Raw genomic sequence first — 20,168 nt, 5'->3', positions numbered from 1 at the left:
AAAAGCATCCGGCTACTGTCAGAAATAACAGGTAGCTACCCGACAGCTCGGAAAATGGCTACCGCCTGTCGGTTTTGATCACTGATTAGCAAGATGCGCGATGTGGCCGTGGCGATTAATCAGTTGATTGAGTGTGGGGGGCGCTGGCGAAAGCGATCACAAATGCACCGCAGGTTTCACGCAGACGCCGGCAACGGCTGAAAACTGAAGTACTGCTTCAACGCCTCCACCAATTGCCCAAACTCCGGCGGTGCCCATTGCAGGCTGAACCCGGCGTCATAGTGGTGAGGTGTTGCATCTTCGTGGCACCACAGGCAGCAGGCCTTGAGGTCGATGACCTGCTGGCAGCCATCGGCCATGGGGATTTTCAGGCGCAGATCAAAATCGGCGCCGATCATCATCGGTAACTGACTGATGAGCATCAGCCCGTCTTCAGAGACGTTGCCCAGGAAACCAATCGGTTTGTCGGTGACGCTGTTGAACACTTTCAGAAAATACGGCAGTTGATGCCGCTCGATCCGGCGGTCGGTGAACATGCTGAATTCGCTACGCAAGGCCCTTAAGCAGGGCCGCACTAATGCTTCGGAACGGGCCTGCCTGCCGTTATCAAACAAGGGCCCGGCAATGAGCGCGCTCTCCCCCGATCCCGGTGCGGCAGTCCATGAGACCGCTGCCGCCTACGCCTGCCGATCACAGGTGTTACGTCGATTTAGAAACCAGGCTCTAAACCGGTTTATTCGACTATAGCTCACCACCGCCGGTGAGCCAGTGGTTGAATGACCGCTGCAATCAGAACCGCGTAGGGCGCACCGCTGCCGCACTGCGCAGCGGGTAGTGACCCAGCGACTGCAAGGTTTCCAGCCGGGCGCGGGCGCGGTAGGCGTACTCGCTTTGCGGGTACGACGCCTGAATGAACTGGTAGGTTTGCGCCGCATCCACGAACATTTTCTGCCGTTCCAGGCACAAGCCGCGCAGCATCGACACTTCCGGCCACACATAAGGCCGCGCGCGGCTGGCGCGTTCGACTTTGGACAGTTCGAGCGTCACTTGCTCGCAATTGCCACGGTCATAAGCGCTGTAGGCATTATTCAAATGATGGTTCATCGAAAAACGGGTGCAGCCCACGGCACTGAGGGCAAGGGCGGCTATGAGCACGAATCGCATGGGGGTTCTCCTGTCTTGAGCTCTGTATCGACCCGTGGGCGAAAATCTTCAGGAATGTTCATTTAAAGATAAAAACGAATAAGTAGTGCATATGAACAATGACTACACCCACGGACCATAGTAGCCTCACTCAGCGCTTGAACTCAGGAGTCTTTGCATGTCCGTCCGTCGTACCAAAATCGTCGCTACCCTTGGCCCGGCCAGTAACTCGCCGGAAGTTCTCGAACAGCTGATTCTGGCTGGCCTGGACGTCGCCCGCCTGAACTTCTCCCACGGCACCCCCGACGAGCACAAGGCTCGTGCGAAGCTGGTGCGTGACCTCGCTGCCAAGCACGGCCGCTTCGTCGCCCTGCTGGGTGACCTGCAAGGCCCGAAAATCCGTATCGCCAAATTCGCCAACAAGAAGATCGAGCTGAAGATCGGTGATCAATTCACCTTCTCCACCAGCCATCCTCTGACCGAAGGCAACCAGCAAGTGGTCGGCATCGACTACCCGGACCTGGTCAAAGACTGCGGCGTGGGCGACGAGCTGCTGCTCGACGACGGCCGCGTGGTGATGCGCGTCGATACCGCCACCGCCACCGAACTGAACTGCACCGTGACCATCGGCGGCCCGCTGTCCGACCATAAAGGCATCAACCGTCGCGGCGGCGGCTTGACCGCTCCAGCCCTGACCGAGAAAGACAAGGCCGACATCAAGCTCGCTGCCGAGATGGAAGTCGACTACCTCGCCGTGTCCTTCCCGCGCGATGCCGCCGACATGGAATACGCCCGTAAGCTGCGCGACGAGGCCGGCGGTACTGCCTGGCTGGTGGCGAAGATCGAACGCGCCGAAGCCGTGGCCGACGACGAAACCCTCGATGGCCTGATCAATGCGTCCGACGCCGTGATGGTGGCCCGTGGTGACCTGGGCGTGGAAATCGGCGACGCCGAGCTGGTGGGCATTCAGAAGAAGATCATTCTGCACGCTCGCCGCCACAACAAGGCAGTGATCGTGGCGACCCAGATGATGGAGTCGATGATCCAGAACCCGATGCCGACCCGTGCCGAAGTGTCCGACGTAGCCAACGCCGTGCTCGACTACACCGACGCCGTGATGCTCTCGGCCGAAAGTGCTGCCGGCCTGTACCCGCTGGAAGCGGTGCAAGCGATGGCGCGCATTTGTGTCGGCGCTGAAAAGCACCCGACCAGCAAGACCTCCAGCCACCGCATCGGCAAAGAGTTCCAGCGCTGTGACGAGAGCATTGCGCTGGCGACCATGTACACCGCCAATCACTTCCCGGGCGTGAAGGCCATCATCGCGTTGACCGAAAGCGGCTACACCCCGCTGATCATGTCGCGCATCCGTTCCTCGGTGCCGATCTACGCGTTCACCCCACACCGCGAAGCTCAGGCTCGCGCGGCGATGTTCCGTGGCGTGTACACCATTCCGTTCGACCCGGCTTCGCTGGCGCCAAACGAAGTCAGCCAGGCGGCAATCGACGAACTGGTCAAGCGCGGCGTCGTGCAGAAAGGCGACTGGGTCATCCTGACCAAGGGCGACAGCTACCACACCACTGGCGGCACCAACGGCATGAAAATCCTGCACGTTGGCGATCCGATGGTCTGAGTTTCAGACCGCTGAAACGCAAAAGCTCCGCAGTTAACGCTGCGGAGCTTTTTTTTTGTTTAAAAGCAGTCTGATAGATGGTTTACCGCTTTTTACCTGTCAGATCTGACAGTAGACGCCCTTGCGTTCAGCCCCTTTAATCGACTCCGTCCACCTGCTATCGCTGTCATCAAGGTTTTCTCACGCTTGGCTGTTGCGGCCTGTCATTGGCAGTTCTCCATGGATAACTCACTCCGAAACTCCAAATAAAGGAATAGAACGATGAGCCAGTACACAGCCCTGACCGCTCGCGCCGACGGTGATCTCGACCCGACATTTGGCGACGATAAAGACGGTAAGAAGATTCTATGTTTCCCCGGTGCCCAAGATACTTCAGGCGAATGTATTGTCGAAGGCCCCGACGGCAATATCTATGTCGGCGGCGCCGTCGATGCAGACGGCGATGACATCATCCACAAGTTAGGTATTGCCTGCCTGCACAAAGATGGCACTCCGAACGTCGATTTTGGCAACAAAGGGTACGTAATCGTACGTTTTGGCCCTATGCAGGACACCCACCTGCGGCAGATCCTGTTTGTGACGGTCGGGGGTGAAACAAGAATCCTGCTGTCCGGTATCGATACGAAAAAAGGCGAGGTTGTACTTGCTCGCCTTCATCTCGACGGGCGTGTGGATGAACGCTTCGGCGTGAAAGGTTTGCTAACGGTCAAACTGCCCGCCAACCTTTCCGAGAGCCTTGGTCTGGGCTCTACACCGCTGACGACAAGCAGCAACGGCGCCTCGGGGCCTTGCGCGGTGGAGGAGGGGAAAATCTATGTGGTCATGGAAATGTACATGCCGATCTGGATTGCGAGGGTCGCGCTACTGATCCGGCTCAACCCTGATGGCTCGTATGATACCGGCTTCAACAACAGTGGCTATGTCGCCGTGACCAATCAACACTGGGGCAATAGCACCATCAGCGACATTCTGGTGCACAACGGAAAAATCACCGTGTGCGGAACACTGGCAGGTCATGGCATGGTGGCTCGTGTAAATGAGGATGGCTCTTTCGACCAGATCTTTGCAGACAAGGGTTTCAAAGTGTTCGACAACCTTGGCGTCGCGTTCGAAAAGCTCACCCCGTACTCCGATAAAAGTGTTCTTGTTGCAGGTTGGGGGTTAACTCCACGCCATGGCGTACTGGCCTGCCTCACCGAAAACGGTGAGTTTGAATCAACATTCAATAGCGGGAAGGTACTGTTTCAACGCCTCGGAAACAATGTGGTGTTTTTGGGTGTTGAACTGACTGAGGGAAAAATCATTGCATCAGGCAGGTTTTGGCAAGAAGACAACACCCCCGAATTCGTGGTGGTGCGCTACCTGATTGACGGCACATTGGATACTAAGTTTGGCCGCGGAAAAGGCTGGAGCTCAACCCATTTCGAAAATCATTCCACGGTCGCTAATACCATGACCTTACAAAAAGACGGGAATGTGCTGGTACTAGGCAATGGGGGTGCCATCGTCAGCTTCGCAGCGCTCATCGCCCGCTTCCTGAACACCACACCATCGGTTGCAGCAACAGCATGAAGATGCTGCACGCTGGCGATCCGATCGTCTGAGTGATCGGTTGCTGAAAGAAAGCCCCGCCATGTGAATGGCGGGGCTTTTTGGTTTCTGGTCTTGAACATGTGTTGTCTCGGCCGGCCTCTTCGCATATCAATGCCTGTTGATAAACCCCGACAACGCCGCAATCGCTTCCGGCGAGCGCAACCGCTGGGTGAACAACGCACCCTCTTCTTCTATCACTTTGCGCAACTGCTCACGGTCCGGTGCTTTCATCAATTGCTTGCTGATGCGCACCGCTTCCGGTGGCAGGGACTCAAACCGCAACGCCATCTCCCGCGCCTTGGCCAATGCCGCTTCACCACTGCCCAGGGCTTCGGTCGCAATGCCCCACTCGGCCGCTTGTTCACCGCTGAAACCTTCGCCCAGAAGTAACAATTGCGCCGCTTTGGCATGCCCGAGCAATCGAGGTAAAAGCAGGCTGGAACCGAATTCCGGGCATAAGCCGAGGTTGACGAAGGGCATGCGCAATCGCGCATCGCGGGTGACATACACCAGATCGCAATGCAGCAGCAGCGTAGTGCCGATTCCCACGGCGGCGCCAGCCACGGCAGCGATCACCGGTTTGCGGCATTCGAGCAGATTGAGCATGAAGTGGAACACCGGGCTGTCGAGGTTGCTCGGCGGTTGTTGAATGAAGTCGGCGATGTCGTTGCCGGCGGTGAAGCACTCGGCGGAACCGGTGATCAACACGGCGTTGATTTCGGGGTCGGTGTCAGCCTTTTTCAACGCCTCGGCCAAGTGGCTGTACATCGCACGGGTCAGGGCGTTTTTCTTGTCAGGGCGGTTGAGACGCAGGGTCAGCAGGCCGCGTTCGCGTTCAATCTTGATGGCATCGGTCATGGTCGGTCTCGCGTCTGAAAGTCAGCGCTCAACCGCGAGGCAGGAAGACGTCGGCCAGCAGTTGATTGCGCGGCAGTCCCGCCAGGTACAGGCGCCGGGCGAAGGCGTCGACGCTGTCGGGGGACCCGCAGAGTAAGGCCAGGGTTTGCCGGGAAACAAGCCGCAGTTGCGCCAAAGCCGCGGGCAACTCGGTCGGCGTCCACAGCTCGATGCTGAGGTTCGGGCGGCTGGCGGCCATGGCTTGCAGGGGTTTGGCCAGATAATGCTCATCGGCATCATGGGCCAGGTGAATGACGCGGATGGTGCCCTGATGATCCTGGCGCAGGGCTTCGCGCAAAACGCCAAACAACGGACCCAGCCCGGTGCCGGCGGCCATCAGCCACAACGGTCGGGTGTGCCAGTCGGCGTCGTAATGCAGCGCGCCGCCACGCAGTTCGCCGAGACGCAGCGAGTCGCCGATCTGCAACTGACGCGCAGCATCACTGAATGCACCGGGCTGGCGACAATCAAGGTGAAACTCCAGAAAGCGGTCTTCTCCCGGCAGGCTGGCCAGGGAGTACGGTCGCGCCACGTGACCGGCCCACAACACCAGATGCTGCCCGGCGCTGTAGCGCAACGGACGCTGAGGGGTCAGGCGCAAACGCAACACGCTGCTGCTCAACCAATCGACGGCGGCGACCTCGGCCGGGCTGCCATCCTGTAGCGGATCGAAGGCATGCACCTGCAAATCCTCGACCACCTGACACTGGCACGCCAGGCGCCAGCCTTGCTGACGCTGCTCCGCGCTCAGGGCATCGGGACGACTATCACTCGGCAATCCCTGCATGCATTGCACCAGGCACGCATGGCAACTGCCGGCGCGGCAACTGTAGGGAACGGACACGCCGTTCTGATTCAACGCGTCGAGCAGATTGCTGCCCACTGCCACCGACCATTGGCGATCGCCGACCCGCAACTCAGGCATCGACGTTCTCCCACGCCGCCGCGCAACGATTGCGGCCGTCGCGTTTGGCGCGATAGAGCGCCTGATCGGCACGTTGCAAGGCATCGTCGAGATCGTCGCCCGGCTCCAGCAGCGTCATGCCTGCCGACAGGCTGAGATTGCCGACCTTCAGGCCGATCAACTCGACATCGGTGAAGGCAATGCGCAGCCGTTCGCAGCAGGAGGTCAGGCGTTCGCCGCTGCAATCAGGCAGTAACACCACAAACTCTTCGCCGCCATAACGGGCCAGTACATCGCCCTCGCGCAGGCAGGCGCTGGCTACACCAGCGAAGGCTTGCAGCACTTGATCGCCAGCAGCGTGGCCGTGCATGTCGTTGATGCGTTTGAAGTGATCGAGGTCGATCAGCGCCAGGCCATGCAGCACGCCGGGTTCCATGGCATTGAGCTCGCGGGAGGCCAGGCGCAGGAAATGCCGACGATTGAACAGCCCGGTCAGTTCGTCGGTGGCCACCAGGTCTTCGAGCTGGCGCATCATTCCGCGCAGGGTGTCCTGATGTGCCTGCAAGGCAAAGCGGCGCTGCCGCATCCGCAGGCGTGAGGCCTGGACGTAACGGGCGTAAAGCTCCAGCCAGACCAGCACGATAAACAGCACGCACACCTGCAACGCGGCCAGTGCCGGATCGGCCAGCTGGAAGTGGTAGCCCTCCCACAGCGTGATCGCGCTGAAACTGAAAAACACCAGCAGCGCGCACCGCAAAAAGGCCCGACGCGACAGGTGAAACAGCCCGAACAACAGAATCAGCACGTAGAACACCAGGAACGCGCCACGGGCCTCATCCAGATTGGCGATCAGCCAGGTTTGCCAGCCCAGCCCCAGCAACACTTGTGCTTCAGTCAGGCTGGGGTCGGAAAACCGCAGGTTGCAACCGCTGTAAAACACCGCGAACAGTGCCGCCTGACTGATGACCACCAAGGCGCTGCCGACGGCGACATTCGCCAGGGGTTCATCGTAATGACCGGTGAAAAACGCCAGCCACAGCAGCAGTAGAGCCAGGGCGTAGGTGCCGGCCGCAAGGGCAAAACGTTTGAGCAAAAGGCGCTGGATAGCGTTATGGGTCAATCGTTGACTCACCGTGCGAAAGGAGGCTGACCGAGTGTCCTACTCTACAGACCGAATGCCACTTTAGTGGCGTGTCTGATAAATGACCATTCAATTTTCAGGCCGGAAAACCGGCGTCAAGGGCATGACTTTAGACCCACCCTGAATTTGCGCACAAACATCACCAAACTGTAGGAGCCGGCTTGCTGCGGGCGGCGTTCCGACGATAGCGGTGTAACAGTCGACATTAATGTTGAATGTCAGACCGCCATCGTCGGAACGCCGCCCGCAGCAAGCCGGCTCCTACAGGAAGTGCGCGTGAATCTGTACGACCAACGATTGACTGCCGGCGCGTGTGCCCGCCTGCGAGGCGCGTTATACTGCCGCGCCTTTTTAGCGTCGCGCCAGCATGCCCGGCGTGCCTTGAAAGGTGCTTGCAACCGACCGATGCACCCAAGCTGCAAGCACCTTATTGAATGTTCCCGTCTTTTAGAGGAGCGCGACTCATGACCGTGATCAAGCAAGACGACCTGATTCAGAGCGTTGCCGACGCCCTGCAATTCATTTCCTATTACCACCCCGTGGATTTCATCCAGGCGATGCACGAAGCCTACCTGCGCGAAGAATCGCCAGCGGCCCGTGACTCGATGGCGCAAATCCTGATCAACTCGCGCATGTGCGCCACCGGCCACCGCCCGATCTGCCAGGACACCGGCATCGTCACCGTGTTCGTTCGCGTGGGCATGGACGTACGTTGGGATGGCGCCACCATGGGCCTCGACGACATGATCAACGAAGGCGTGCGCCGGGCTTACAACCTGCCGGAAAACGTCCTGCGTGCCTCGATCCTCGCCGACCCGGCGGGCGCTCGTAAAAACACCAAGGACAACACCCCGGCCGTTATCCACTACTCCATCGTTCCGGGTAACACCGTGGAAGTGGACGTGGCGGCCAAGGGCGGCGGTTCCGAGAACAAGTCGAAAATGGCCATGCTCAACCCTTCCGACTCGATCGTCGACTGGGTACTGAAGACCGTTCCGGAAATGGGCGCCGGCTGGTGCCCACCGGGCATGCTCGGCATCGGCATCGGCGGCACCGCCGAGAAAGCCGCGGTGATGGCCAAGGAAGTGTTGATGGAATCCATCGACATTCACGAGCTGAAAAAGCGCGGCCCGTCCAACCGTATCGAAGAGATGCGTCTGGAGCTGTTCGAGAAGGTCAACCAACTGGGCATCGGTGCTCAGGGCCTTGGCGGTCTGACCACCGTGCTCGACGTGAAGATCATGGATTACCCGACCCACGCCGCTTCGTTGCCGGTGTGCATGATCCCGAACTGCGCCGCCACCCGTCACGCACACTTCGTGCTCGACGGTTCCGGCCCGGCTTCGCTGGAAGCGCCACCGCTGGACGCCTACCCGGAAATCGTCTGGGAAGCCGGCCCGTCGGCCCGTCGCGTCAACCTCGACACCCTGACCCCGGAAGACGTTCAGAGCTGGAAGCCGGGCGAAACCGTCCTGCTCAACGGCAAGATGCTCACCGGTCGCGACGCCGCGCACAAGCGCATGGTCGAGATGCTGAACAAGGGTGAAACCCTGCCGGTGGATCTGAAAGGTCGCTTCATCTACTACGTCGGCCCGGTTGATCCGGTGCGCGAAGAAGTGGTTGGCCCGGCTGGCCCGACTACCGCGACGCGGATGGACAAGTTCACCCGTCAGATCCTCGAGCAAACCGGCCTGTTGGGCATGATCGGCAAATCCGAACGCGGCCCGACCGCAATCGATGCGATCAAGGACCACAAGGCCGTTTACCTGATGGCGGTTGGCGGCGCGGCTTATCTGGTGGCACAAGCCATCAAGAAATCCCGCGTGGTGGCTTTCGCTGAACTGGGGATGGAAGCCATCTACGAGTTCGACGTGAAGGACATGCCGGTGACTGTTGCGGTCGACAGCAAAGGTGAATCGGTACACATCACCGGTCCTGCCATCTGGCAGAAAAAGATCAGTGAGAGTCTGGCGGTGGAAGTGCAGTAAGTTGCGCTGAAACGCCCCTGAAAAAACCGGCCTGTTGGTGACGACAGACCGGTTTTTTTTCGCCTGGAGTAATCCCGGAATTTCCCCGGCCAACAGGGCTGACCTGTCAGATATGACAGGTCACAGCCGCCGCAACCCCTGATAAGTTGAATGCACTTGTGCGTCCTTGTCAGGTGGAAACGGAAATGGCCACGGAAGAACAAAAAGGCACTATCAATATTTCGGCCCCTGCCCAACCGAAAATCGGCGGCGCCATTGCCAGTTTTGGCGGCTGGGGAGCGGTGGGGACTACAGGTTCGGCCTCGATGGCCATACCGGTGCCCATTTCCCAGGCTCCCAATCGGGAAATGGTGCCGGCCCTTTCGCTGAGCTACAGCAGCCACGTGGGCAACAGTATTTTCGGTATCGGCTGGCATTTGACCGTGAATGCGATAACGGTGCGCACGAGCAAGGGCGTTCCGCTTTACGACAAGCGCAAGGATCTGATGGTTGGCGCCGATGGCGAAACCTGGATGCCGGAGCTGGACGCCAACGGAGAGATCGTTGACAGACCCGTCACTCTCGGGACAACAACCTATCGAGCCATTCGCTATCAGCCACGCATCGAGGGCGGTTTTACCAAAATCGAACGGCTGGTCAGCGATGACGATGCGGCCGGTTTCTGGCTGATTCATAGCGCCGATGGCAATCGCCATGTCTATGGCAAGACGCTGGCCTCGCGCCGGGCGGAACCCAGGGACGAGAACAAACCCCAGGAGCCCGAACGCGTCGGGGTCTGGCTGCTGGACGAAACCGTCACGCCTCGGGGCGAGCACATCGTCTATGAGTACAAGGCCGAAACGGAGGAACCGGTCGCGCCCGATTTTCGCGACTACCGTGCCCAGCGGTATTTGCAGCGAGTGCTGTACGGCAATGCAGTGGCGGAGTCAGAGCTGTATTCGTTGAAAGACGGTGGCTGGAAAGACGTCGACTTCCACTTTCATCTGCTATTCGATTACGGCGAACGCAGCCACGACTTGATGCAAATACCGGTCTATGGCCCCGAGTACCTGCAGGGAGGCGATCAGCACGACAAATGGCTCGAACGCAGCGACCCGTTCTGGAATCACGATTACGGATTCGAACTGGGCACGCGGCGCCTCTGTCGGCAGGTGCTGATGTTTCACCATTTCCGCAACGAACTGGGTGCCTCACCAACGCTGGTTCAACGGCTTTTTCTGCAGCACCGCCAGGGTGCGCTGGAATACAACCACCTGACTGCCGCTCATCTTCAGGCTTACGATCAACAAGGCAAAGTCGAGAGCCGGCCGCCGTTCGAATTCAGCTACGCGCCTTTCGATCTGAAAAAAGCCGATCAACCCGGCTGGAAAGCGTTCCCGCAGATGCCAGGCCTCAATGACGGTCAGCGTTACCAGTTGGTGGATTTGTACGGTAAAGGCATGCCCGGCATTTTATGTCGCTACGACAAGGCCTGGTTCTACCGCGAACCGTTGCGCGATAACTACCCCAGCGATGACGTTCGCTACGGCGACTTGACTGAACTGCCGTACATTCCGCTGGCCGACAGCAGTAAACCGCTGCGTCAGACGCTCACCGACCTGAACGGTGACGGCAAGCTCGAATGGGGTGTGCACGCCCCGACCATGAATGGCTGCTTCACCATGAACCCTGACCGCCAGTGGTCAGGATTTGTCCCCTACAAAGCCTTCCCGCTGGAGTATTTCCATCCTCAGGCGCAGATGGCCGACCTGGTAGGCGACGGTCGCACTCACGTGGCCCTGATCGGCAGTAACAGCGTGCGGTTGTACACCAATCTGGGCGATGACAAAGGTTTCAGTGCAGGCCGAAATGTAGAGCACGACAACGACGATGCCCTGCCACTGCCGAGCAATTCCGAAACCGAAGTGGTGGGCTTCAGTGATGTGCTGGGCAGCGGCAAACAGCACCTGTTCCGCCTCCGTCACAACAGCCTGGAGTGCTGGCCCAACCTCGGTCATGGGCGCTTCGGGAAAAGAATCGTGCTCAGCGCTCCGACGTTTCCTTACGAGTCATTCAACGCTTCGCAAGTCTTGCTGGCGGATCTGGATGGTTCGGGGGCAACTGACCTGATCTATCTGGAATCGGACCGGATGCGGGTGTTCATGAACCACTGTGGCAAAGGTTTCACCACCGAGTCGATTGATCTGCCCTGGCCTGAAGGCGTGCGCTACGACCGGTTGTGCCAGGTCACCACTGCCGACCTGCTGGGGCTGGGTTGCACCAGTGTGGTCCTGACCGTACCGCACATGTCGCCCCGGCACTGGCGCTACGACTTCGTCAAAGCCAAACCGTATCTGCTCAACCGCAGCAACAACAACATGGGCACGCTCAGTCTCATCGACTATCGCAGTTCGGCGCAGGAGTTCCTCGATGAGGAATACGAGCACCACCAGATCGATGAAGACAAAATCGTCGAGTCCGGCGTGCCGTTCGCCATGCACTTGGTCAGGTGCCAGACCCAGATCGATGAAATCACCCGCAATAAACTGACCCAACTCATGAGTTACCGCCAGGGTTATTACGACCCCTTCGAACGGGAGTTCCGTGGTTTTGGCCTGTTATTGCAGACCGATACCGAAGCCACCGAGGCGGAACGCAACAGTCTGGGCTTCACCGCGCCGATCTTGAGTAAAACCTGGTTTCACACAGGCAAGACCATTGATCCGCCAAGGGACGGGTATTACAGCAGCGATGCGCAGGCCGTTGCGCTGAAAGCCACCAAACTGGAACGCTTTCACGTGCGCGACAAGGCCGGCGAACCGCTGGAGCCTGACGAAGAAACGGCCCGCCAGATCGCACGTGCGCTGAGTGGCTCGACGTTGCGCTCTGAAATTTTCGCTTGGGATAACCCGGTTGTGCCGTATGCGGTGACGGAAGCTCGCTATCAGGTACGCCTGTTGCGTGCAAAAAACGAGCATTATCCTTATGCCGTGCTGCAACCCATGGCACTGGAATCGATCAGCTATCAGTACGAACCTGAACTGCCGGACGACCCGCGCTGCGAACACAGCCTGAGCCTGAAATGGGACGAGTTCGGCAGCGTGCTCCACGCGATGACGGTCTACTACGCCCGGCGCAAAACCGACGAGTCGCCCCCCTTTGATGACGAGCATAAAAACCGGTACTGGAAGGACGCCCATGATGAGGCGCAGCAGCGCTGGTATTTGACCGAATCCAAAGCCGAACTCATTCACGTGGACCACGAAGCAACCTGGAAGTCGGGAATGCCTTTTCGACTGGGGTTGCCGTATCGGGAGCGCAGCAATGCGCTGGTGCTGGAAAAGGCGCAGTTGAGTATCAAAGATATCCACCACGAGAACTTTCTGGAGTGGAGCAAGGACGAGGGGGAATGGGCGAAACAATCGGTGCTCGCGGGCATGTCGATGCAGCTCTACACCGATCCTTCCAACGACCAGACCCTGGAACAAGGCACGGCGACTGTCCATGCGCTGCCGGCCTATATGGAGATTGCCGAACTGGATGCCACGGCCTTGAGCGCTTACGACAAGCTCATGGACAAAGACGGCAACATGCCCTTCAACCTCAAGGAAAAGCTTGAATCACCCGAGGTGGGTTACCACATCATGGAGTGGTTCTTGCCTGAAGTTGAGCCGTCGGAACCCACCGATCCGACTGACGCGAAGGAATACCTGTGGTCGATCCACCGTGGCTTCCCCAGCTATCACGGGCCAGAAGGCTTTTACAACGTCCGGCACTTCCAGCAAACCCGAAGCCACGGCATCACCAAAGTCACCTACGACCCTTACTGGTGCCTGCACACGGCCATCGAATTGCCGGACGGTTGCATCACTCAGATCCTCGACACTGATTACTGCACATTTCTGCCCGCAGCGATCAAAGACCCCAATCAAAACACCCAGGAAGCACGCTACAACGCTTTTGGCGAAGTGCTGGTCACCAGTTTTTATGGCACCGAACTGGGTGAGGCGGTCGGCTTCGACCCGCTGAGCGACTACGTGCGCCCCGACGACCGCAGTCCGGCCCATGCCATCGAATCGCCCTTTGTCGCCATCGGCAATTACGCCATGGCCATGTTCAGCGATGCGTTCAGCTGGATGGGCCGTCTGCCGACAACCGAGCTGCCCGATGGATGGAAGGACTGGGCACTGGCAGAAGGATTTGTGCTACCCAGCGGCCACCTTTGCGATCGCGCTCGCGAGCATCTGCACGATCTCGAAGACCCCACACCCTCCGAGCAACTTCTCCAACAATACGTCGATGCCGCCCATCGCGAGCCGGTGCACATCACGGTCCTGCAAGCAGACCGTTTTCCCGGCGATCAGGCGAAGCAAATTCGCATCGCCATCAGCCATCAGGACGGCTTCAGCCGGGTACTGCAAACCAAGCAGGAGGTCGAACCGGGCAAGGCTTTGGTGGTGTTGGACGACGGTACCTTGAAACTCAAGGACGACGGCACCCCGCAGGAAGCCGAAGCCGTGCGGCGCTGGCGGGTCAGCGAGCCGGTCGAGTACAACAACAAGGGTGAAAAAGTGCGGATCTACCGGCCGTACTTTGCGAATAGGTGGACAAACATCAAAGACCACTCAATGCGTGAACACGCCTATCACGACCAGCAGTTCTACGATGCAGCAGGGCGTCCGACCGAAACCGTGCTGGCGAAAAAAATGCCGCAAGGTGAGCACTCTGAGATGAAACCGCTGCGCCGGGAAATGTGGTACTGGATCTGGTGCACCGTGGCGTTTGACGAGAATGATCTGTTTGAGCCGCCACCACCCGAAAAGCGCCGAACCAACAGAACGCTCCATTGAACATGAGCATCCATTCGCATACGCCACAACTGGCGGTCATCGATAACCGTGGTCTGCCAGTCCGTCAGGTCGAGTACTGGCGGCGAGACGCGGCTGAGCTCAGGCCCGAAGCGCTGGTGACGGCTCAGGAGCATGACGGCGCCGGTCGCCTGGTGGCGCAACGGGATCCGCGCTTCCTCGCGCCCGCGTCCCGCCCGAACATGGCCACGGTTTACAGCCTGTCTGGCGCGGCGTTGTGCACTGAAAGTCGCGACGCCGGATGGCGCCTGGGCTTACCGGACAAGGCCGGGAACATGCGCGAGCATTGGGATGGTCGAGGCAGTCATTGGCAGAACGAGTACGACGCACAGCGACGGCTGACGGCAGTCCATGAACAATCCCGGGGCTCGACCTTACGCACCGTTGAACGCCTGACCTACGCCGACAACGCTGGTGAGTTCGCGGAGCGCAATCAGTGCGGACAGGTGATTCGTCACGATGATAGGGCCGGTTGCGTCTGGCTCAATCAACAGGCGCTGAGCGGTGGCTTGATCCGCCAGACCCGGCGCTTTTTACCTGAAAATTCTGATGTGCAGGCCGATTGGTCCGCTGACGAAGCGGAACGCGACGCCCTGCTGCAACCCGGCGCGGGTTACATCACCGCGAGCCGTTTCGGGCCGTCGGGGCAAGTGTTTGAACAGACCGATGCCGGTGGTCATCGACAACACTTCAGCGTTGATCGCGCCGGGCAATTGCAACGCATTGACCTGACCCTCGACTCTCAAGGCCCGCAACCGCTGTTGAAAGCGGCGAGCTACAACGCCGAAGGCCAACTGCTGACTCAGGTGACCGGCAACGACGTCACCAGCAGTGCGACCTACGAGGCGGCGAGCGGCCGGTTGAAGCGCTTGACCGCCACCACGCCGGAAGGTGCTCGTTTGCAGGACCTGCGTTATGAGTACGACCCGGTCGGCAGTATTCTGCGGATAGTGGACCACACCCAACCCGTCACGTTTTTCGCCAACCAGCGTGTAGCGGCAGAAAACACTTACACCTACGACAGTCTTTACCAACTGATCAGCGCCACGGGTCGTGAGACTGCCAATGCTGGCCAGAACCCCGGCTTGCCGGAGCTGATCACGCCCTGCCCCATCGACCCCGCGCGGCTGCTCAACTTCACCGAATTCTATGAGTACGACGCCAGCGGCAACCGTACCGAACTGCGTCATGTCAGTGATGGAAATCCGTTCAGGCAACAGCTGCGCGTCGATCCGCAGAGCAACCGCGCCCTGCCCTGGAACGACGGTGAAGACGAGCCGGACTTCCCACGCAATTTCGACGCAAACGGCAACCAGCAATATCTGGCCCCCGGTGCACAGCCGATGACCTGGGACGCGTTGAATCAGTTGCAAAGCGTGACCACCGTCGGCCGCCCGACCGAGGCCGATGACGCTGAAGGGTTTCGCTACAACGCGGCCGGTGAACGGGTGGCCAAGTTCAGTACCCAGCAGGCCCATGCTGTGGCTCATCGGCGTGTCGTTCATTACCTTCCGGGACTGGAAGTGCGCACTACCGATGACGACGAAGAACTTCACGTCATCTGCGTTCCACTGGCCCGTGGCAGCGTGCGGTGCCTGTATTGGGTCAAGGGCAAACCCGGCGATATCGAGGCTGATCAGTTGCGCTACTGCGTCGACGATCATCTGGGGTCTTGCAGCCTGGAACTGGATAAACATGCGGGCGTCATCAGCCATGAGGGTTATTACCCCTATGGCGGGACCGCGTGGTGGGCGGCGCGTTCGAAGGTCGATGCGGATTACAAGACCGTTCGGTATTCGGGCAAGGAACGGGATGCGTGTGGGCTTTATTACTATGGGTTTCGGTATTTCGCGCCGTGGTTGGGGCGGTGGGTGAATCCGGATCCGGCGGGTTCGGTTGACGGTTTGAACTTGTATTGCTTCTGTGGAAACAACCCTGTTTGCAGGACAGATTCTGATGGGCGTTTTTGGGGGCCATACGAAGAAGCTATAGATGCGTTTTTGGAAATCGAACCAGTAATCAGAGCGGAGTATGGCCTGCCACCGATTGTGCTGCCTGCTTCAGAGCTGGAGGACGATGAGTCAATGGATTACCAGGACTCACCCGAATCATTTGCAAGCCATGACTCACCGGGCGAATCCAGTCCGGGTTCTGCTGACAGCCCCGTCCCGCCTCCCTCACCAACAAATGATCAAAATACCGTCCTCGACATTTTGAATGCGAACCCCGATAAACCCGTTCACTACTGGAACGATGCAAACCTGCTGGAAAGAACCAGCTTTGGCGGCAAAGTGTACCTGGCAGATCGGCGCCCTCCTGAAGAGGTACTAAGGGATGGGTTCAACGCTACAACTGAGTTCATTTCCATCAGAAAAATGCTCAGTAACGAAGCGTTAACTGTTTCGGAAACGCTCGAAGGGGTGCTGTTTTATGCAGCACAATCGCAAGATAATCATTACTTTTATGAGATCGATGCTGATGAAGTAGGTGGCGTCTCCTTGCTTGAAAATCTGGTACTCAATACACCAAGATTGCGTCAACACCTTAATAATCCCGACCCCACCTACACCCTGGACGACCAAACCGGACTTTCAAACAGAATGCGTGAAGCACATTTGAATTTTGATGATCTAAACGATGGTAAACCCAGGATTAAGTCATTGGGTCGACTGCCAGAAGAAATGAAACGTGCGCGTGTGACTGTCAACCACTGACCGATAAGGAGGACAACCGTCATGAGATGAGAGCTGGCGCAAGATACCCCGCATGCTATCTTGCGCCTCCTATCGTCAGTCCGACTCACGTTCCATGATTTCGATTTCCCGCACCCTGCGCCTGACGCTCTACACCTTTATCATCCTCGCTGGCGCGGTTTTCGCAGCCACGCTAGCCATGCGCCACGCCGAGCGCCAGGCCCTGGTGGAAGACGCCGCCCGCGCCAATCTGCAACTGGGCCTGTACGCCACGTCCCTGCACACCCTGATTGAACGCTACCGCGCCCTGCCCGCCGTGCTGGCGCTGGACCCGGAGCTGCGTTCGGCGCTCAACGGGCCGGTGACACCGGAACAGCAAGACGCGCTGAACCGCAAACTGGAAAAGATCAACGGCGCTGCCGAGTCCTCGACCCTGGAATTGCTCGATCACACTGGCCTCGCCGTGGCGGCGAGCAACTGGCGTTTGCCCAGCAGTTACGTCGGTCACAACTACGGTTTTCGCCCCTACTTCAGCCAGACCCGCACCCAGGGCACCGGACGTTTTTATGCAGTGGGCGTGACCAGCGGGATTCCCGGTTACTTCCTGTCCAGCGCCGTGACCGATGACGGCGGGAAGTTTCTCGGCGCCATGGTGGTGAAGCTCGAATTTCCCGAACTGGAGCGCGAATGGCGTCAGGGCAGCGACACGCTGCTGGTCAGCGATGCACGCGGGATCATCTTCATCGCCAATCAGCCGGGCTGGCGCTATCGGCAGTTAAAGCCGCTGAGTGAAAGCGACCACGCCGAACTCAAGGCCACCCGCCAATACGATAAGCAGCCACTGACGCTGCTCGGCTATCAAACATTGCGGCGCTTTGACGACAACAGCGAACTGGCGCGGGTCGAAGGCCCGGACGGCAAAGCGGATTACCTGTGGGAGTCCCTGCCGTTGACCGCCGAGGGCTGGACGCTGCACTTGCTGCGTCGTCCGCAAGTGGCGTTCGAAGACAGTCGCAATGCCGCCCTCGCCGCTGCCGGGTTGTGGCTGACGCTGGTGTTTCTATTGCTGTTCCTCAACCAGCGCTGGCGCCTGGCGAAGATGCGCCAGCGCAGTCGCGAAGAGCTCGAACAGTTAGTGGAAGAACGCACCCGCGACCTGCGCACGGCGCAGGACGGTCTGGTGCAATCGGCCAAACTGGCCGCCCTCGGGCAGATGTCGGCAGCGCTGGCCCATGAAATCAATCAACCGTTGACCGCCCAGCGCATGCAATTGGCGACGCTGCGGTTGCTGCTCGATCACGGCCGTGTCGACGACGCCTACAAGGCACTGAAACCGGTGGATGAGATGCTGACGCGCATGGCCGCCCTCACCGGCCACCTGAAAACCTTCGCCCGCAAAAGCCCCAGCGGCTTGCGCGAACGCCTGGACCTGGCTTCAGTGGTGGACCAATCGCTGCAACTGCTCGACACGCGCCTGCGCGATGAACAGGTCAGCACCGTGCTGCACCTGACACGCCCGGCGTGGGTGCGCGGCGATGCGATTCGTCTGGAACAAGTGCTGATCAATCTGCTGCGCAACGCCCTGGATGCGATGCAGGACAAACCCTGCAAACGCCTGGAAATCCGCCTCGAAGCCGACGAACAACTCTGGCGCCTGAGCGTCATCGACAACGGTGGCGGCATCGCCGAAGAAAACCTGCCGAAGGTCTTCGATCCGTTTTTCACCACCAAACCGGTGGGCGATGGCCTGGGCATCGGTCTGGCCGTATCCTTTGCCATCGTTCACGAATCGGGCGGACGCCTGAGCGCCGCTAATCACGACAACGGCGCGGTGTTCGCCCTCACCCTGCCCATCGATCCGGAGGCGCCTGGCGCATGCTGAATTCTGTGATGGTGGTCGACGACGAAAGCAGCATCCGCAGTGCCGTCGAGCAATGGCTGAGCCTGTCGGGTTTCGAGGTGCAGCTGTTCAGCCGCGCCGATGAATGCCTGGCGCAACTGCCGAAGCATTTCCCCGGGGTGATCCTCAGCGACGTGCGCATGCCCGGCATGACCGGGCTGGAACTGCTCGCCGAAGTGCAGCGCCGCGATACCGATTTGCCGGTGATTCTGCTGACCGGCCACGGCGATGTGCCAATGGCGGTCGATGCGATGCGCGATGGCGCCTACGACTTTCTCGAAAAACCCTTCAGCCCGGAAACCCTGCTCGGCAGCCTGCGCCGTGCACTGGACAAGCGTCGGCTGGTGCTGGAAAACCGCGCGTTGCACGAGCAGGCCGATAACCGCGCCAAACTCGACGCGACCTTGCTCGGCGTGTCCCGTGGCTTGCAGACATTGCGTCGGCAAGTGCTGGACCTGGCGGCGTTGCCGGTCAACGTGTTGATTCGCGGTGAAACCGGCAGCGGCAAGGAGCTGGTCGCCCGCTGCCTGCACGACTTCGGCCCGCGTGCCGACAAGCCGTTTGTCGCGCTGAACTGTGCAGCGATTCCCGAGCAGTTGTTCGAGGCCGAGCTGTTCGGTCACGAGAGCGGCGCGTTCACCGGCGCTCAGGGCAAACGCATCGGCAAGCTCGAATACGCCGATGGCGGCACGCTGTTTCTCGATGAAATCGAAAGCATGCCGCTGGCCCAACAGGTGAAATTGCTGCGGGTGTTGCAGGAGCAGAAGCTGGAGCGCCTGGGTTCCAATCAGAGCATTCGCGTGGATTTGCGCATCATCGCTGCGACCAAACCGGATTTGCTGGACGAGGCGCGGGCCGGGCGCTTTCGCGAGGATCTGGCCTATCGGTTGAACGTTGCCGAGTTGCGCTTGCCGCCGTTGCGTGATCGACGCGAAGACATTCCATTGTTGTTCGAGTCGTTTGCGCACAGGGCTGCCGAGCGGCTGGGCCGCACGTTTGCGCCGCTGAGCGGCCCGCAGTTGAGCCATCTGTTGAGCCACGACTGGCCGGGTAATGTGCGCGAACTGGCGAACGTGGCCGAACGGCAAGTGCTGGGGCTGGAAGAGCCCACACCTGCGGGCATCGATCCGGGGCAGTCGCTGGCAGCGCAGCAGGAAGCGTTCGAAGCGCATTGCCTGCGCGCGGCGTTGACGCGGCACAAGGGCGATGTGAAAGCGGTGCTTGAAGAGCTGCAACTGCCGCGCCGCACGTTCAATGAAAAGATGCAGCGGCATGGCCTGACCCGGGAGATGTTCCTCTAACGGCCGACGCAAACCCTGTAGGAGCGAGGCTTGCCCGCGAAGAACGATAACGCGGTATTCCAGTTACACCGCGTTGGATTCTTCGCGGGCAAGCCTCGCTCCTACAGGATCGCGAACATGCGCGGATTTTC

Annotated in this window: 12 protein-coding genes; 7 read left to right on the top strand and 5 right to left on the bottom strand. The window is 59.5% G+C overall.

Annotated elements, in window-relative coordinates; translation table 11 throughout:
* Positions 1-176 precede the first annotated feature (176 nt).
* Positions 177-536: a PilZ domain-containing protein gene (locus tag IB245_RS21755; protein ID WP_032828936.1), complete on the bottom strand. Its 360-nt coding sequence runs from the start codon at positions 534-536 to the stop codon at positions 177-179.
* 253 nt (positions 537-789) lie between these two features.
* On the bottom strand, positions 790-1,164 hold the full coding sequence (locus IB245_RS21750) for a tetratricopeptide repeat protein (protein ID WP_192228618.1): 375 nt from the start codon (positions 1,162-1,164) through the stop codon (positions 790-792).
* A gap of 157 nt (positions 1,165-1,321) precedes the next feature.
* Here IB245_RS21750 and pyk point away from each other — a divergent pair, with 157 nt between their 5' ends.
* Together pyk and IB245_RS21740 are read left to right on the top strand one after the other, a co-directional pair.
* Positions 1,322-2,773 (top strand): pyruvate kinase, encoded by a 1,452-nt coding sequence (gene pyk / locus IB245_RS21745; RefSeq protein ID WP_192228617.1) that lies wholly within the window; start codon positions 1,322-1,324, stop codon positions 2,771-2,773.
* A gap of 261 nt (positions 2,774-3,034) precedes the next feature.
* On the top strand, positions 3,035-4,345 hold the full coding sequence (locus tag IB245_RS21740) for a hypothetical protein (RefSeq protein WP_192228616.1): 1,311 nt from the start codon (positions 3,035-3,037) through the stop codon (positions 4,343-4,345).
* Between the two features lie 129 nt (positions 4,346-4,474).
* Here the strand turns inward: IB245_RS21740 and IB245_RS21735 are convergent, their stop codons facing one another.
* The 3 genes from IB245_RS21735 to IB245_RS21725 are packed head-to-tail and all read right to left on the bottom strand — an operon-like array spanning position 4,475 to position 7,287.
* Positions 4,475-5,224: an enoyl-CoA hydratase-related protein gene (locus IB245_RS21735; protein WP_192228615.1), complete on the bottom strand. Its 750-nt coding sequence runs from the start codon at positions 5,222-5,224 to the stop codon at positions 4,475-4,477.
* 28 nt (positions 5,225-5,252) lie between these two features.
* Positions 5,253-6,188, bottom strand: coding sequence for an iron-sulfur-binding ferredoxin reductase (locus IB245_RS21730; protein ID WP_192228614.1), 936 nt, complete (start codon positions 6,186-6,188; stop codon positions 5,253-5,255).
* The gene (locus IB245_RS21725; protein ID WP_008031716.1) at positions 6,181-7,287 is read right to left on the bottom strand and encodes a GGDEF domain-containing protein; all 1,107 of its coding nucleotides are present in this window, start codon (positions 7,285-7,287) and stop codon (positions 6,181-6,183) included. The genes IB245_RS21730 and IB245_RS21725 overlap by 8 nt, the downstream gene beginning before the upstream one ends.
* Before the next feature lie 485 nt (positions 7,288-7,772).
* Between IB245_RS21725 and IB245_RS21720 the strand changes: the two genes are divergently transcribed.
* The 5 genes from IB245_RS21720 (at position 7,773) to IB245_RS21700 (ending at position 20,037) form a co-directional block, all read left to right on the top strand.
* Positions 7,773-9,296, top strand: a complete 1,524-nt coding sequence (locus tag IB245_RS21720; protein WP_150633235.1) for a fumarate hydratase — start codon at positions 7,773-7,775, stop codon at positions 9,294-9,296.
* A gap of 185 nt (positions 9,297-9,481) precedes the next feature.
* Positions 9,482-14,125, top strand: a complete 4,644-nt coding sequence (locus IB245_RS21715; protein ID WP_192228613.1) for a SpvB/TcaC N-terminal domain-containing protein — start codon at positions 9,482-9,484, stop codon at positions 14,123-14,125.
* A 2-nt stretch (positions 14,126-14,127) separates the two neighbouring features.
* Positions 14,128-16,857 carry an RHS repeat domain-containing protein gene (locus IB245_RS21710; protein WP_192228612.1) on the top strand — a complete coding sequence of 910 codons (2,730 nt, stop codon included), beginning with the start codon at positions 14,128-14,130 and terminating at the stop codon, positions 16,855-16,857.
* Positions 16,858-16,951: 94 nt separating this feature from the next.
* Positions 16,952-18,718 (top strand): sensor histidine kinase, encoded by a 1,767-nt coding sequence (locus tag IB245_RS21705; protein ID WP_192228611.1) that lies wholly within the window; start codon positions 16,952-16,954, stop codon positions 18,716-18,718.
* On the top strand, positions 18,712-20,037 hold the full coding sequence (locus tag IB245_RS21700; RefSeq protein ID WP_192228610.1) for a sigma-54-dependent transcriptional regulator: 1,326 nt from the start codon (positions 18,712-18,714) through the stop codon (positions 20,035-20,037). Before IB245_RS21705 ends, IB245_RS21700 begins: the two co-directional genes overlap by 7 nt.
* The last annotated feature ends 131 nt before the right edge of the window (positions 20,038-20,168 follow it).

It is taken from the genome of Pseudomonas sp. PDM02, assembly GCF_014852285.1.
Taxonomy (GTDB): Bacteria; Pseudomonadota; Gammaproteobacteria; order Pseudomonadales; family Pseudomonadaceae; genus Aquipseudomonas; species Aquipseudomonas migulae.
This window is presented reverse-complemented; position numbering and strand designations above follow the sequence as displayed.